This is a genomic window from Pseudaminobacter salicylatoxidans (genome assembly GCF_003148475.1).
GTDB lineage: Bacteria > Pseudomonadota > Alphaproteobacteria > Rhizobiales > Rhizobiaceae > Pseudaminobacter > Pseudaminobacter salicylatoxidans.
The window spans coordinates 282,922-297,506 of the sequence record NZ_QGGG01000002.1 but is presented as its reverse complement, the minus strand read 5'-3'; the positions used below and the strand labels follow the sequence as shown (position 1 = coordinate 297,506).

Annotated in this window: 15 protein-coding genes and 1 tRNA gene; 9 read left to right on the top strand and 7 right to left on the bottom strand. The window is 61.7% G+C overall.

The window, feature by feature from the left end:
* Positions 1–47: 47 nt before the first annotated feature.
* The 4 genes from C7441_RS04060 to C7441_RS04045 all read left to right on the top strand — a co-directional run bounded on the left by C7441_RS04060 (position 48) and on the right by C7441_RS04045 (position 2,429).
* Positions 48–563: a thermonuclease family protein gene (locus tag C7441_RS04060; protein WP_244916054.1), complete on the top strand. Its 516-nt coding sequence runs from the start codon at positions 48–50 to the stop codon at positions 561–563.
* Between the two features lie 28 nt (positions 564–591).
* Complete coding sequence (locus C7441_RS04055) at positions 592–1,203, top strand: glutathione S-transferase (protein ID WP_109611797.1); 612 nt, start codon at positions 592–594, stop codon at positions 1,201–1,203.
* A 4-nt stretch (positions 1,204–1,207) separates the two neighbouring features.
* Entirely contained in the window at positions 1,208–1,828 is a 621-nt protein-coding gene (locus C7441_RS04050) for a uracil-DNA glycosylase family protein (protein ID WP_019173362.1), read from the top strand.
* Between the two features lie 109 nt (positions 1,829–1,937).
* Positions 1,938–2,429 (top strand): Lrp/AsnC family transcriptional regulator, encoded by a 492-nt coding sequence (locus tag C7441_RS04045; RefSeq protein WP_019173363.1) that lies wholly within the window; start codon positions 1,938–1,940, stop codon positions 2,427–2,429.
* A gap of 128 nt (positions 2,430–2,557) precedes the next feature.
* Here C7441_RS04045 and C7441_RS04040 read toward each other — a convergent pair whose 3' ends face one another.
* Entirely contained in the window at positions 2,558–2,815 is a 258-nt protein-coding gene (locus tag C7441_RS04040; protein ID WP_026060640.1) for a GlsB/YeaQ/YmgE family stress response membrane protein, read from the bottom strand.
* 139 nt (positions 2,816–2,954) lie between these two features.
* Here C7441_RS04040 and C7441_RS04035 point away from each other — a divergent pair, with 139 nt between their 5' ends.
* Both C7441_RS04035 and C7441_RS04030 read left to right on the top strand, forming a co-directional pair.
* Positions 2,955–3,404 carry a YidB family protein gene (locus C7441_RS04035; RefSeq protein ID WP_019173365.1) on the top strand — a complete coding sequence of 150 codons (450 nt, stop codon included), beginning with the start codon at positions 2,955–2,957 and terminating at the stop codon, positions 3,402–3,404.
* 153 nt (positions 3,405–3,557) lie between these two features.
* Positions 3,558–3,634: transfer RNA gene (locus tag C7441_RS04030), tRNA-Pro, on the top strand.
* A 24-nt stretch (positions 3,635–3,658) separates the two neighbouring features.
* Here the strand turns inward: C7441_RS04030 and C7441_RS04025 are convergent.
* The 4 genes from C7441_RS04025 to C7441_RS04010 form a co-directional block, all read right to left on the bottom strand.
* Complete coding sequence (locus C7441_RS04025) at positions 3,659–4,915, bottom strand: O-antigen ligase family protein (RefSeq protein WP_109611796.1); 1,257 nt, start codon at positions 4,913–4,915, stop codon at positions 3,659–3,661.
* The gene (locus tag C7441_RS04020) at positions 4,912–6,453 is read right to left on the bottom strand and encodes an undecaprenyl-phosphate glucose phosphotransferase (protein ID WP_109611795.1); all 1,542 of its coding nucleotides are present in this window, start codon (positions 6,451–6,453) and stop codon (positions 4,912–4,914) included. The genes C7441_RS04025 and C7441_RS04020 overlap by 4 nt, the downstream gene beginning before the upstream one ends.
* Before the next feature lie 44 nt (positions 6,454–6,497).
* Positions 6,498–7,682, bottom strand: coding sequence for a glycosyltransferase family 4 protein (locus tag C7441_RS04015; protein ID WP_109611794.1), 1,185 nt, complete (start codon positions 7,680–7,682; stop codon positions 6,498–6,500).
* Positions 7,683–7,792: 110 nt separating this feature from the next.
* Positions 7,793–8,356, bottom strand: coding sequence for a polysaccharide biosynthesis/export family protein (locus tag C7441_RS04010; RefSeq protein WP_109611793.1), 564 nt, complete (start codon positions 8,354–8,356; stop codon positions 7,793–7,795).
* 223 nt (positions 8,357–8,579) lie between these two features.
* On the opposite strand from C7441_RS04010, the gene C7441_RS04005 reads away from it, so the two are divergent.
* On the top strand, positions 8,580–10,763 hold the full coding sequence (locus C7441_RS04005; protein ID WP_109611792.1) for a GumC family protein: 2,184 nt from the start codon (positions 8,580–8,582) through the stop codon (positions 10,761–10,763).
* A gap of 4 nt (positions 10,764–10,767) precedes the next feature.
* Here the strand turns inward: C7441_RS04005 and C7441_RS04000 are convergent, their stop codons facing one another.
* On the bottom strand, positions 10,768–11,976 hold the full coding sequence (locus C7441_RS04000) for a GNAT family N-acetyltransferase (protein ID WP_109611791.1): 1,209 nt from the start codon (positions 11,974–11,976) through the stop codon (positions 10,768–10,770).
* Between the two features lie 86 nt (positions 11,977–12,062).
* Here C7441_RS04000 and C7441_RS03995 point away from each other — a divergent pair, with 86 nt between their 5' ends.
* Positions 12,063–13,115, top strand: a complete 1,053-nt coding sequence (locus C7441_RS03995; protein WP_109611790.1) for a polysaccharide deacetylase family protein — start codon at positions 12,063–12,065, stop codon at positions 13,113–13,115.
* A 6-nt stretch (positions 13,116–13,121) separates the two neighbouring features.
* Here C7441_RS03995 and C7441_RS03990 read toward each other — a convergent pair whose 3' ends face one another.
* Positions 13,122–13,340: a DUF2842 domain-containing protein gene (locus tag C7441_RS03990; RefSeq protein ID WP_019173372.1), complete on the bottom strand. Its 219-nt coding sequence runs from the start codon at positions 13,338–13,340 to the stop codon at positions 13,122–13,124.
* Between the two features lie 150 nt (positions 13,341–13,490).
* Between C7441_RS03990 and C7441_RS03985 the strand changes: the two genes are divergently transcribed.
* A complete protein-coding gene (locus tag C7441_RS03985; protein WP_109611789.1) occupies positions 13,491–14,585 on the top strand; it encodes a COX15/CtaA family protein in 1,095 nt (364 codons plus the stop codon).

Sequence of the window (14,585 nt, the reverse complement as noted above, 5' to 3'; positions counted from 1 at the left end):
GACCGCGCGGCATTTTTGATCTTTGCCTCGCTGTCGCAATTCTCGGCATGCTTGCATTGGTGGTCGGTCGCGTCGACCGCGCCGCTGTTCGTCGTGAAGCGGGATCGGTGATCGTAAATGACGGCGACACGATCACGCTGAACGGTCAGCGTATCCGTCTGCTGGGCATAGACGCGCCTGAATACAATCAGACCTGCATGGCCGATGACGGCAGCTATCGCTGCGGACGGCAGGCGCGCGAGGCGCTGGTGAAGTTGATCGCGGGCAGGGTGGTCGCCTGCGAGGGCGGAAAAAGAGATCGCTACGACCGGCTTCTCGCCATCTGCAAGATCGGCACGCTCGATCTCAACCGGGCTATGGTCGAGCAGGGCTGGGCGGTGGCGTATGGCGACTACGGTGATGCGCAGCGCACCGCCAAGGCGCGGCAAGCAGGCATTTGGGCCGGCACTTTCGAGCGCCCGCGCGACTGGCGCGCCAGCCGGAATATACGGGACGAGCCCGCCCCGGCAGGCTTCCTCGACTGGCTATGGAATTTGTTCGATTTTTCCGGCGTCGCGCTATAGTGCGATCCGAACGACAAGGGAGAGCGATGTGAAGTTGTACGATGGCGGGCGCGCGCCCAACCCGCGCCGGGTGCGTGTGTTTCTCGTGGAAAAGGGCATCGAAGTGCCGCTGGTGCCGGTGGATATGGCCGGCATGGAGCATCGCGGCGAGCCGATGACCTCGCGCAACCCGCTACAGCGCCTGCCCGTGCTGGAACTGGACGACGGCATAATCCTGACCGAGACCGTCGCCATCTGCCGTTATTTCGAGGAATTGCATCCTGAGCCGGCCTTGTTCGGGCGCGGTGCGCTCGACAGGGCCATGGTGGAGATGTGGCAGCGGCGGATCGAGCAGAACCTCTTCTTCGGCGTGGCGCAGGCTTTCCGCCACATCCATCCGGCGATGAAGGAGTGGGAGGTGCCGCAGATTCCGGCTTGGGGGGAAGCCAACAAACCCAAGGTGCTCGAATTTCTGGCCATCCTCGACCGTGAGCTTGCAGATCGCGAATTCGCGGCCGGTGACGATTATTCCATCGCCGACATCACCGGCCTGTGCGCCCTCGACTTCATGAAGCCCGCGCGCATCCAGGTGCCGCCGGAGCTGACCAATGTACTGCGCTGGCACGAGGCGCTTTCGAGCCGGCCGAGCGCTTCTGCATGACATCATGACGGCAACCGAGCTCGAATGCCTGACCACACGCATCCGCGCGTGCCGCGTGTGTGTGGAAGCGCCGCGCGGTCGCCCCATGCCGCATGAACCCCGCCCCGTGGTGGTGTCGTCCGCAACGGCGCGCATCCTGATTGCGGGGCAGGCGCCGGGCACCAAGGTGCATGCCACCGGCATTCCCTTCAATGACGCCTCGGGCGACAGGCTGCGCGATTGGCTTGGAGTGTCGCGCGAAGAATTCTACGATGCGGCCAAGTTCGCCATCGTGCCAATGGGTTTCTGCTTTCCGGGGCAGGATGCCAAGGGCGGCGACCTGCCTCCGCGACGCGAATGCGCACCGCTGTGGCGTCAGCCGCTGATTGAGCTCATGCCGCAGATCGACCTTGTGCTGACCATCGGGCTCTACGCGCAACAATGGCATCTGCGCGAGGCATGCGGTGCTTCGCTTGGCGAGACGGTACGCAACTGGCGCGCCATTTTCGATCGCCCGGCCCAGCCGCGCACCATTCCGCTGCCGCATCCTTCATGGCGCAACACGGCCTGGCTGAAAAAGAATCCCTGGTTCGAAGCCGAATTGCTGCCGGTGCTGAAATCGGAAATCCGCGACCGCATAGCTTGATTTCGGCGCAATGCCGTTGCGCCATTCGCCATGCGCCGGAGAATTCCTTTCTTGCGCAAGGGGGTTCTTGAGGTGATTATAGGAGAATATTTTTCTCCACGGAGCCCCCATGGACCGCCTCGATCGCAAAATTCTTCGTCTTCTTCAGGAGGACGCGACCCTCGCAGTGGCCGACATCGCAAAGAAGGTGGGCCTTTCGACCACACCTTGCTGGCGCCGCATCCAGAAGCTGGAGGAAGAGGGCGTCATCAAGCGGCGCGTGGCCATCCTCGATCCGGGAAAGATTAACACGCGCGTTACGGTCTTCGTGGCGATCCGCACCAATTCGCACAGCCATGAATGGCTGCGACGGTTCTCGGAAGTGATCCAGGATTTTCCCGAGGTCATCGAGTTCTACCGCATGAGCGGTGACGTGGACTATCTGCTGCGCGTGGTGGTGCCCGACATCGCCGCTTACGACGCCTTCTACAAGCGGTTGATCGCCAAGATCGAAATCCGCGACGTGTCGTCGTCCTTCGCCATGGAGCAGATCAAATACACGACCGAGTTGCCGCTCGACTACATGGTGCTGGACAAGGAATCGAATTCCAACGCCGCCTGATCGCTTATCCGGCCCTGCCACATGCTGGCAGGGCCGGATATTTTCGCCACTATGCTCTGACTTGCGTTCCCGCGACGGGGGCCCGTCGCGAAAATTCCCCTCCATGCCCGGCGTCCGGGCGGACAGGATCAGGCCCCGCGTCTACCCGCAAGAGCGTGATAGAGCCACAGAACGACTATGGCTCCGATGACGGAGACAATGAGGCTGTAAATATTGAAGCCCGTTACCCCCGCCGCGCCGAAGAAGTTGAATATTACGCCGCCCACAATGGCGCCCACGATGCCGAGGACGATGTCCATCAGCATGCCCTGACCGCTGCTGTTGACGATTTTGCTGGCGATGAAGCCTGCGACAAGTCCAAGGATGATCCAACCGATAATTGACATCTCGATGTTCTCCTTTGTCACTGCAACGAAAGAGTTCCACAGGAGATGGGGAAATACAACTGTGCGTTGGCGGGCTTGAAAATGCGTAGCCTCGCACCACAATCAAGAGGCGGGGGCAGTTCCGAATTGGGAGGTCCGTATGGGACTTTTTGACGACGCGGTGCCAGGCGGTAACATCGCCAAACCCCTCATGATCGCGCTCGGCGCGCTGTTGGTCGGCAAGATGCTGGGCGGCGGAAGCAGCCAACCGCAACCCGATCAACAGGCTGGAACCACTCCGCAGCCGGACGATGGCGGTTTGCTCGGCGGCCTCGGCGGACTGTTGGACAAGCTCAAGGAAGCGGGACACGGCAATGCTGCCGATTCGTGGGTAGGCACAGGCCAGAACGAGCCGATCGCCGCTGACGATCTGGGCAAGGCCATCGGCCCGCAGACGATCAAGGCAATCGCCGAACGCGCCGGCATGAGCGAAGACGAGTTGTTGCGCCAGCTTTCGGTGGCGCTGCCCGGCATAGTCGACAAGCTGACGCCGGGGGGCAACGTGCCTCGCAACGACCAGATCGCTTCGCTGCTGGGCAGCCAGCGCTGAGCGGATCTCCGTGACCGGACATGGAAAGCGTGTCCCGGCGGCGCCGGAATACGGCGCTGCCGGCGGGTTGTCTCGAAATTCACGCATGTTTTCGCAAAGTGCGCGAATTTCGGTTGACCCGCGAAGGCATTAGCAGATAGACAGCACCCGGTTCGGAGTGTAGCGCAGCCCGGTAGCGCACTTGACTGGGGGTCAAGGGGTCGTGGGTTCGAATCCCGCCACTCCGACCATTTTTCCCTTGAGATTGCCGTCAGTCAGAAGCCGGGAAAACGGGACGCGCTGCGCGCGCGCAGCCCGTGCTGATGGCGATATTCCAACCCGATTGCGCCCCAGATCAGCCCGAGCAGCAGATAGAAATGCCGCCAGTGGTCGGTATCGATCACGCTGCCCAGCGCGATATGACCGATGAGCACCACATAGGCGCACAGCAGATAGGGCTGCCACGGCCGGGTTCGGAACAGGATGCGAAAACCGGCCGCGAGCGTCCACAAGATCAGCGTCAGGTAGGAGACGAAACCCAGCCAGCCATAGTCCATCAGCGTTTTCAGCCAGATATTGTGGGTGTCTTCGCCATATATCTGGCCGAACACGAGCGGGCCGATCCCGAACGGCTTTTCGAGCGCCAGGGCAAAGCCGATGCCGTAGCGGGCGAATCGACCCAGCCGGGCGCCGTCATATTCCTGCACCAGTTGCGCACGCACCGTGAACAAATCCGCCACAGCCGGGATTTGCAGGGCGATCAGAAACGCCAGGGCAAGGAACAGGAAGGCGGCGATGCTCATCACCACGATACGCAGCCGGAACATGCCGCTCGTGCTTTGCAGGAACAGAACTGCCGTCAGCAAGATCGCCGAGGCGCCGAACAGGCCCCATGCGCCGCGCGAAAAGGACAGGAAGATACCGCCAACGATGATCAGCAGGGGAACCGCGTAAAGCAGCATCTTCAGCGGGCTGCCCGTCAGCACACGGTAGAGCAGCCAGATGCCGGGTAGCGCCAGAAACGGTCCGAAAACATTGGGGTCCTGGAACGCGCCCGCCGCGCGCTCATATCTGGTGAACATCTCGGCGCCCGGAACGGCGTGAAAATATCCCAGCATGCCAAGTATCGACGTACAGACGGCCGCAATCACCCAGGCCTGGAAGATAATGCCGTAAAGCTGCGGCCGCATTTCGGTGACGCAGGCGAAGAACACCGCCGTAAAGGCCAGAAACAGCGATACCGCCAGATAGAGCGGCGTGTTCATCAGGTTCGACATCTGGCTCATGGAAATCATGCCGCCGATGTTGAACGTCACCAGAAGCACGAGCAAAGGTGCCACGGCCCGCGAGATGCGCAGCCCGAACAGCACCCATACCCCGATCAGCCCGGCCATATAAAGTTCGTAAGGGGCCGGTTCCCTGAGGACGAAACCGGAAAGCAGGACGCCCAGGCCTACGGCGGCAGAGGAAATCAGCACCACCAGCCTGGCTTCCACCGCCGCGCGCGGCAGTTCCTGCGCCAGCGCGTTCAATAGGCGTTTTCCGTGTTGAGAAGGCGGATCGGCGTCAGGAACAGTATCCTGAGGTCAAACCACAGCGACCAGTTCTCGATATAATCGAGATCGTATTCGGTGCGCTTGCGGATTTTTTCGTCGGTATCCATCTCGCCGCGCCAGCCGTTGATCTGCGCCCATCCGGTAACGCCGGGCTTTACGCGATGGCGCGCGAAATAACCGTCCACCACTTCATTGTAGAGCATGTTGTGCGACTGTGCCGCTATCGCGTGCGGGCGAGGTCCGACGAGCGACAGGTTGCCAAGCAGCGAATTGAAGAACTGGGGCAGTTCGTCGATGGAGGTCTTGCGGATGAAGCGTCCGACGCGGGTGACGCGCGGGTCGTTTTTCGTCACCGTCTTTTTTGCCGTCGGGTCCGACTGGTCGGCATACATGGACCGGAATTTGTAGACCTCGATAACCTCGTTGTTGAAGCCGTGCCGCTTCTGTTTGAACAGGACCGGACCTTTGCTGTCGAGCTTTATGGCAATGGCGGTCGCCAGCATGATCGGTGAAAAGACGATGATACCGATCAGGCTGAAGACGATGTCGAAAGCGCGTTTGGCGACCGAATCCCAATCGTTGATCGGCCTGTCGAATATGTCGAGCATCGGCACGGAGCCGATATAGGAGTAGGAGCGCGGCCGGAACTGCAACTGGGTGGAATGGGCCGACAGGCGAATGTCCACGGGAAGGACCCAGAGCTTTTTCAACAGCGAAAGTACTCGTTTTTCCGCACTTACCGGCAGGGAAACGATGAGCATGTCGATACGCGCGATGCGCGCGAATTCGATCAGTTCGCTGATATTGCCCAGCTTGGGATAGCCGGCGACGATGGGTGGCGAGCGGCGGTCGTCGCGGTCATCGAAGATGCCGCAGATGCGGATGTCATTGTAGGGCTGTTGCTCGAGCGCGCGGATCAGCGTTTCCGCTGCTTGTCCGCCGCCGACGATGACGGCGCGGCGTTCCATGGCGCCGTTACGCGCCCAGCGCCGGATGAGCTGCGCCGTAACAAGGCGCAAGGTAAAGACCAGCACAAAGCCCAGTGAAAACCATGTGCCGAACATGAGGCGCGAAAAATCGCTCGAAATCTTGAGGAAGAAGCCGGCGACCGCCAGCAGCGCGAATGCGCCGGCCCAGAGAAACAGCAGCCGCGCCGAATTGGAAAGCGGCTTGAGCAGGGCGGGGACCTGATAGAGGTCGCCAAGCTCGTACAGGAGAACCGTCAACAGCGAGGTTCCGGCGATGGCGAGCGTGTATTGCCAGAACAGATGCGGGCCGAAGCCGACAAGGACGGCAAGCAGCGTAAGGCCCGAAAGGGAAAACAGGACGAATTCGATCAGGCGCATGACGCCGCTGACCATCACCGGCGACATCGTATCGCGGCGATATTGCGCGGCAACCTGCTGCGCGATCTTGTTGAGCTGCGTCGGCTGGCTGCTGCCACCGTCCGCGCCGTTATCGAATTTGCGAACGGCTTGCGCTGAAAAGCGCCTTGCCGGGTCTGTATCTTCCATGATCGTGATCCGTAAGCTTACGCTGGATCAATATCGCCAAGGCGCTAAGAAACCCTTGAGCCGATGGCTCGATTTGCAGCATCCGGCGTTTCGGGCTGAGTGTAACCCAGGGCGCTGTAGTAGATATTCTCGATCTTCCCGGCCATGACGTCGGCGCCGAAGCGCGCCCGCAAACTGGCCGCGCCGGGCATCGTGGCACGATAGGCTTCGGGATCGGCAAGCGCGCCAGCCATCTTGCGGGCGAGCTCATCCGAATCCGGCAAGGTCAGTGCAGGCGACCCTTCCCCGAATATTTCCGGTATGCCTCCGACCGCCGTGGCGACCATGGGCATGCCCGCGGCGAGCGCTTCGAGCACGATATAGGGCATTGCCTCCGCACGTGAGGGAACGACTATAAAGTGTGCCAATGAAAAGGCTTTTCGCGCCGGCATTGGATCGAGAAAGCACACCCGCGCCGAAAGGCCCAGGCGTTCCACCTGCGCGCGATAGCGTGGCAGGTCGTCGCCCGATCCCACCATCACGGCGGTGGTCGTGCGGCCGAGCTGCTGTTCGGCGCGGGCGAGCGCGTCGATGAAAAGGTCCGGCCCCTTCAGGTCGCGCATCATGCCGATATAGAGGAAGTCGGCGGCACCGCCGGCGTGGAACACCGGCTGGAATTCGGTTTCGCGCAGGCCGTTATAGACCAGGCTGTTGGTAACCGTGGGATCGCCGATCTTGCGACGGAAAGTGCGTCGCTCATATTCGGACACGAACAGGATGTGGTCGGTTATTCGTTCCAGAAGCCGTTCGATGCGGAAGAAAACGCGGCCGGTGGTGGTTGTTTCATCGTAATGCAGGCTGCCGCCATGCGGTGAATAAAGGCGGGCTACGCGAGACCCTGATACCCGCAACAGTGAACCGAACAAGCGGGCATAAACGCCGCCCTTGGCGCCGTGCCCATGCAATATATCCGGTTGCAATTTCCTGATGATGCCGAAGGCGCGCAGGGCCGCTGCGGTGTCGCCAAGCCCGACATGGCGCTGCATGGGCGTGCGCCAGACGCCGAGATCAAGCGTGCTGGCCATGCCGGCGAACAGGCGCTCCTCATATTCCCCACCGGTGGTGGAATCGCACACAATCCCGACCGAGTGTCCGGCGCTGGCCTGCGCTTCGGCGAGATCGCGTACGTGGCGGAAGATTCCGCCGACCGGAGAGCGAAAACAATGAACGATCCGCAGTCTCTTGGTCACGGCCGACGAGCCCGCATGATCGGCACAGTCGCCGTTCGCTGTGGAATTTCTGCCCTGTCACGCTTTTTCATGGTCTTCCGAAATCCGCCCCCAGTTTCGGAAATGATTTTTTAGAACAACCGCTCCCGCACGTAGACCGTATCTCCCGGAAGCAGCGGATCGCTCGTCAATACCCTGCCGGTCATGACCTTACCGTTAATATCGCGGGTCACATCTATATCGGCCTGATTGGCGCGGGGCGTGAAGCCTCCCGCAATTGCGATGGCTTTCTGGGCCGTGAGGCCGGGAACGTAGGAATATTGTCCGGCCGCGCCGACTTCACCCATGACGAAGATGGGGCGATAGCGATCCACCTCGACGGAGACGTCCGGGCTGCGCAGATAGCCCTTGCGCAACTTGGCGGCGATGGTCGATTCGATCTGCTGGGCGGTGTGGCCGCGCGCCGGCACCGGACCGATAAGTGGGAAGGCGATATAGCCGGACTGGTCGATGCTGTAGACGTTGGTCAGGCCTTCCTGCTCGAAGACCGTCACGCGGATGCGGTCGCCGGCGCCGAGCCGGTAGGGCTCATTGAGGACTTCATGGAAAGCGGCCGGCGCCGGACGGTAGCTGGAACAGCCCGCCAGCAGGACGGCTGCAAGAAGTGCCTGAACGAGGGGACGGGGGCTTCGCATGACCGGGCGGCTACCTTGGGTTGATCCACCGGATGGTTCCGGCGGAATGGTTGGCGGATTTATCTATCTGTTAGGGTTAATTCCTGGTAAAGCGCGCGTGGCGTGGGGGGATTCGTGGCCGGAGGGGGGCTGCTACTGAAAAGCAACCCGCCCGTGCGCTCTTAACCGCAGGGTTACCATAAGTGTTTACTGTGCCTGCTGTCCAAGGCTGGGAGCAGGATGCATGTCAGATGTTCGATCAACTGCCGGCGATCTAGATGTCGATCTCGGCAAGCTGTTTGCCTCGCTTGCGAGGAACTGGCTGCGCATTCTTGTTGTTGCGCTTGTGGTTGCGGCCCTTGCCTTCATGTTCGCATCGATGGCGGAGCGCCATTATCGCGCCGAAACCCGGCTGCTGATCGAAACGCGCGAATCCATCTTTACGCGGCCCGCGCCGGCCGATTCCGATCGACCGATTCTCGACGAGGAGGGGGTGGCCAGCCAGGTCGAGGTCATTGGGTCGACCGATATATTGAAGAAGGTCGCCAGCCAGCTCGATCTGGCGAAGCTGCCGGAATTTGACCCTTCCGCAGAAATGTCCACTATCTCACGCTTTCTGGTCATGACCGGATTGAAGGCCGATCCGAGCGAGATCCCCGCCGAGGAGCGGGTATTGAAGGCGTTCCGCGAGAAGCTCAATGTCTATCGCGTCGACCGGTCGCGCGTCATCGTCATCGAGTTTTCCTCGACCGACCCGAAACTGGCGGCGGCGGTGCCGAACGCCATGGCTGACACTTATCTGGCTGCCAGCCGCGAAGCCAAGCTTGCTTCGAATTTGGACGCGACCGACTGGCTGGAGCCAGAAATCGCCGACCTGGACAAGCGCGTGAAGGACGCCGAGGCCCGCGTGGCCGATTTCCGTTCGCAATCCGATCTGCTGATCGGCCAGAACAATGCCGTGCTTGCCACGCAGCAGCTTGCGGAGCTTTCCTCCGAACTGTCGCGCGTGCGCGCCGGGCGTGCTTCGTCCGAAGCGACTGCCGAGAGCATGAGGAAGGTGCTCCAGCAGGGCGGTTCCATCGATGCGTTGCCGGAAGTCCTTTCCTCGCCACTGATCCAGCGGTTGCGTGAGCGGCAGGTGCAACTCAAGGCCGATATTGCCGATCTTTCGACGACCTTGCTGGGCAATCATCCCCGTATCAGGGCGTTGAATTCGCAACTTGCCGATTTGGACGTGCAGATTCGGCGCGAGGCGCAAAACGTCCTGCGCAGCGTCGAAACACAGGCCAAGACCGCGCAATTGCGTGAAACGCAGATCACCGCTGAACTCAATCGCCTCAAGGCCGAATCGGCGCGGGCCGGTGAGCAGGAGGTGGAGTTGCGCGCGTTGGAGCGTGAGGCAGCCGCGCAGCGGCAGCTTCTGGAAACCTACATGACGCGCTACCGCGAGGCGGCTTCCCGGCAAGACCGCAACTATCTGCCCCCCGATGCGCGCGTTTTCTCACGCGCGGTGGTGCCCTCGGAGCCCTATTTCCCGAAAATGGTACCGATCGTCGGCGCGGCGTTCGTGGCTTCGCTGCTGTTGATGGCGGTGGGCACACTGCTGCGCGAACTGTTTTCCGGTCGCGCTATGCGCCCGGCGCCGGGCGCGCGGTTCGAGCCGGTAGTTCAAGTGGCAATGCCCTTGGCAGCGCAGACGGCTCAAGACGACGATATGGCGGATATGATGTCTGAACCCGGTACCGGGGGTTCCGGGACTGAGACGGAACCGACCGTCGAGGTCGTGCCGCTTTCTCTGGTCGCGCCAGCGGGAAAGGTTCCGGTCCAGACATTGGGAGAGATCGGCGTCGAGCATGCGGCCGAAAAGCTCATTGCCAGCGGCGCCAGCCGCGCGATCTTTGTCTCGCCGGAGGGCGACGAGGCCGCCGCCACGGCCGTGCTTGTGGCGCGCGCGGTCGCGGATTCCGGACTGCGCGTTCTGCTAATGGATCTCACGGCGTCCGGTGCCGCGTCGAAGCCGATGCTGGACAGTTCCCGCTACCCAGGCATCACCAATCTGCTGACAGCGCAGGCGCAGTTCACCGACGTTATCCATACGGATTACTATTCGGAATGCCACATCATGCCGGTCGGGACGGCTGATCCTGCTCGCGCCATGCGGGCTGCGGACCGTCTGCCTATCATCCTGGAATCGCTTGCCAGGGCCTATGACATCGTGGTGGTGGAATGCGGCCCGAGCGACGCGGACGACATTCGCAGGTTGGTCGGGGAAGCGACAGAGGTGCTTTTAAGCCTTCTCGAGCCCGAAGACGAGGTGGTTGCGGCTGCCGAAAACCTGCGCGCCGGTGGCTATCATGACGTTATCCTGGTGACGCCAATCGGCTCCGACCTGCCGACCAGGCCGGTGCCTGGCCGCAGCGTCGCATAGGCCCTCAATCGTTGGCCGGAGCGGGGTGTCCGGCCGCGCGCTTGCGCAATTTCTTGGCCAGCCGCCAGATCGTGGGATTGGCCTTGGCCCATGTTTTCAAGCGGCCATAGAGGCGTAGCACGGTTGCCAGTGCATGCCCTTTGACGGACAGGGGCATGATGACATCCACCTGCCGGATTTCGATGTTGCACCAGAGCCGTTTGTAGGGCTCGTCGCCGACACTGAAATCGTAAAGATCGAATTCTTGTGCCGCGGCTTCCTCGATATTCCTGAAGGAGAGGAATTCGCCCGGGCTCATGCTGGCGAGTTCGTCGTCGCTGATGGCGCCGAATTCACAGATCATGCGCTTGCCGCAGCGGCTGGTCCCGGTAATTGCGCGCAACGTGCCGGCGACCTCCAGCGCTTCCAACGAGAAGGGAGGAGGGGCGCTTTTCAACGATTCGGCGAACAGGGCATGGAAGAACACGCGGAGTTCCGGGTCGGCGAAGACGTTTGCCATCCCGGCCTTGCGGAAACGCAGCTCCTTCATTTCCAGAAAGGCGTCGAACAGGCGGCGGGTTTCGGCCTCGGTCGCCGCGACAATGCGGCGAAAACCTCCCGCCGCCTCGAATTTCCGGGCCTGATAGCGGTGCCGCTTGCGTTTGCGACGGGCTGCGATGCGCTCCAGGGTGGCATCGAAACCGCCCCGAAGATCTGTCGCCAAGGCGATATTGGGGCTGGGCGCATGAGGCAGTGCAAGCAGCGGATTGGGGTTGCCGTCGAGATCGGGCGCAAGCCGCTGCAGCAGCAGCATATCGATATCCGGCCGGGCCGCGCGGATCGATTGCACGAGCCGCGCGATATCCTGCCGGCTCGGTGAAACGGATAGCGGCAGGACGGAAGGAGCGAAATTGCCGTTGGCATGGCTCCCACCCACGAGACGGGCGACGCGGAACGGACCCGACTTCGCCACCTCGAGCGCCAGCGCGAAAACAATGTCGGAGCCGCGTGACATGAATGCGATCAGCGCATCGGGATGCGTGTGGGAAATCCAGTTGCGCACCCAGATTGCACTCTGCGCGGGTGCGAATATCGCTTCGGTACAGGCCCGCTCGTAGCGTTCCAGTGCATCGGCGTTGGCCGGCAGAATATCGATGGCAACGGACCGCACCGCGCTCACGGCGTCGGGAGGATGATCTTCCTGTATTTCCAATGACGCTTCGGCGTCAACCATACCTCAATCCTTCGCGATTATTGCTGTGTTCTCGGCAATGGCGATCTGCAACCCTTGGCCAAAGCCTAGGGGAAAAAGGTGAATCAATGTTCGACAGCAACGATATGTTGCGCCGCCTGGTGCTGAAAGGAGCCGGATATGCCGGCTTTGCCCGGCTGGCACAGCCGTTGCTGGGCGGCATCGGTGCCATCCTGATGCTGCATCGCGTCACCGCCTGCCCGCAAAAGCCGGACGGCATGAACCGTCACCTCAGCATCGCGCCGGCTTTTCTCGATGCTCTGATCGCGGACATGAAGACGCAGGGCTATGCGTTCGTCACGCTGGACGAGGCGCTGGCACGAACCGGGCAGGGGCAGGGGCGGTTCGCCACGATCACTGCCGACGACGCCTATCGGGACAACCTCACCGAAGCCTTGCCCATACTGGAGAAGCACGACGCGCCCATCACCATCTATGTCGCGCCCGGCCTGACCGATGGTTCGGTCGCACTGTGGTGGGAGGTGGTGGAAGACATCGTCAATGCGCGAGACTGGGTTGTTGTCGAGACCGCGAGCGGCCCGATTAGGCTCGATTGTTCGACGCCGCGGGCGCGGCAGCGGGCAAGCGCGTGGCTGGAGCACCATCTGACGGCGACAATACCGGAGGAAGGCTGCAATGCCGCCCTGATTAATCTGGCGCAGGCCAACGGGGTCGATCCATACGCCCCCAATCGCGATACGTTGATGAACTGGGACGAGATCACCAGGGCCGCAGCGCATCCGCTGGTGACAATCGGCGCGCATACGGTTCATCACTACCATCTGAGAAGGTTGAACGAGGAAACCGCCGGCCGCGAGATCGTGCAGGCAGGCCGTATCATAGAGGAGAGGCTGGGTGTACGCCCGCGCCACATGGCTTATCCCTACGGTTATCCGCGCGCTGTCGGGCCCAGAGAAGTGAAGCTTGCGAAGGAGGCGGGTTATATTTCAGCGGTCACGACCCGCCATGGCGTGCTGCGCCCTGAACATGCAGGACATCTTCACGCGCTGCCACGTATTTCGCTCAATGGCCGCTACCAGCAGATCGGCTATGTGCGCACCATGCTGTCGGGCATCACCACGCCGCTGGCCAATCGCGGCAAGATGCTGGTGACGGTCTGAAGGCGCTCAGCCGTTCTTCGGTTTGCGCTCGATGATCAGCCACTTGATGATGGCCATGGCCGGCAGTATCCACAGGATGCCTGTGAGCAGGAAGAACAGCAGGTGCACCACCGGTCCGGATTCGCCGAGGCGCGCCACGGCCACAGTGGTCGCAACCAGCGCGTAGACGATCACCAACAGGATCAGCAGAACCGTTCCGATGAGCTTTTTGAGGCGAATGGGCATGGCGTTTCCTTCGGCGTCGTCCTAGGCTTAATCGGCCTCGCGCGCAAGGCAAACCGCGGCGCGACGGCGTGTCGCGCGGGCGAAAGCCTTGTATCTGGCGCGCCAATGGTCCACCAATCCCGCGGTTCGAACACGTCGGGAACGATTGCCATGACCGCTATAATCAGTCCGGATGCGCCACTGGCCATTCGCGACAGGGAATTGCACAACCGCAAACTTGTGCGCAACTGGCTCTATGTAGTGCTGGTGGTGCTGTTTGCGCTGATCATGGTGGGCGGCGCCACGCGCATGACCGGTTCGGGCCTGTCGATCACGGAATGGAAGCCGATCCATGGCGTCATTCCTCCGCTCAACCATACCGAATGGCAGGAAGAGTTCGAGAAATACCAGCAGATTCCCCAGTACGAGCAGATCAACAAGGATATGACCCTGGACGAGTTCAAGGGCATCTTCTGGTGGGAGTGGGCTCATCGTCTGCTGGCGCGTGGTGTCGGCTTCCTTGTCGCCATTCCGCTCGTCTTCTTCTGGCTGTCGGGAAGGCTGGAACGCGGATTGAAGCCGCGCCTCGCCGGCCTTCTGGTGCTGGGTGGCCTGCAAGGTGCCGTGGGCTGGTGGATGGTGGCCTCGGGGCTTACCGAGCGCGTCTCCGTCAGCCAGTACCGGTTGGCGGTGCACCTCACATTCGCTTGCGTCATCCTCATAGCGGTCGCCTACATAGCGCGCGGGCTGGCGACCTATACGGAAGCCGCGGCCAGCCGCGCGGTGCAACGCTTTGCGGGCATCATGGTGTTTCTGGTTCTGGTGCAAATCTATCTCGGCGCGCTGGTGGCGGGCCTGCATGCCGGCCTGACCTACAATACATGGCCGCTGATGGACGGCGCGATCATTCCGGGCGACCTGTTCGTCATCGATCCGGCATGGCGCAACCTGTTCGAGAACCCCAAGACCGTGCAGTTCATCCACCGCATGTTCGCCTACACGGTTCTGGTGGTGGCGATCTGGCATGCGTTGGCGACCCGTCAGACCCTGCCGGGCACCACCCATGCGCGCCGCGCCTGGGTTCTGGTCGGTCTGGTTCTGGTGCAGGCAGGTATCGGCGTGGCGACCCTGCTAACGCAGGCGCATATGCATTGGGCGCTGCTGCATCAGGGCTTTGCCGTGTTCGTGCTGATCTTTGCCACCGCGCACTGGCGCGCCACCAAGGGCGCCTATCCGCTTCCGACCGAAGTGATCGTCAGGAACTGA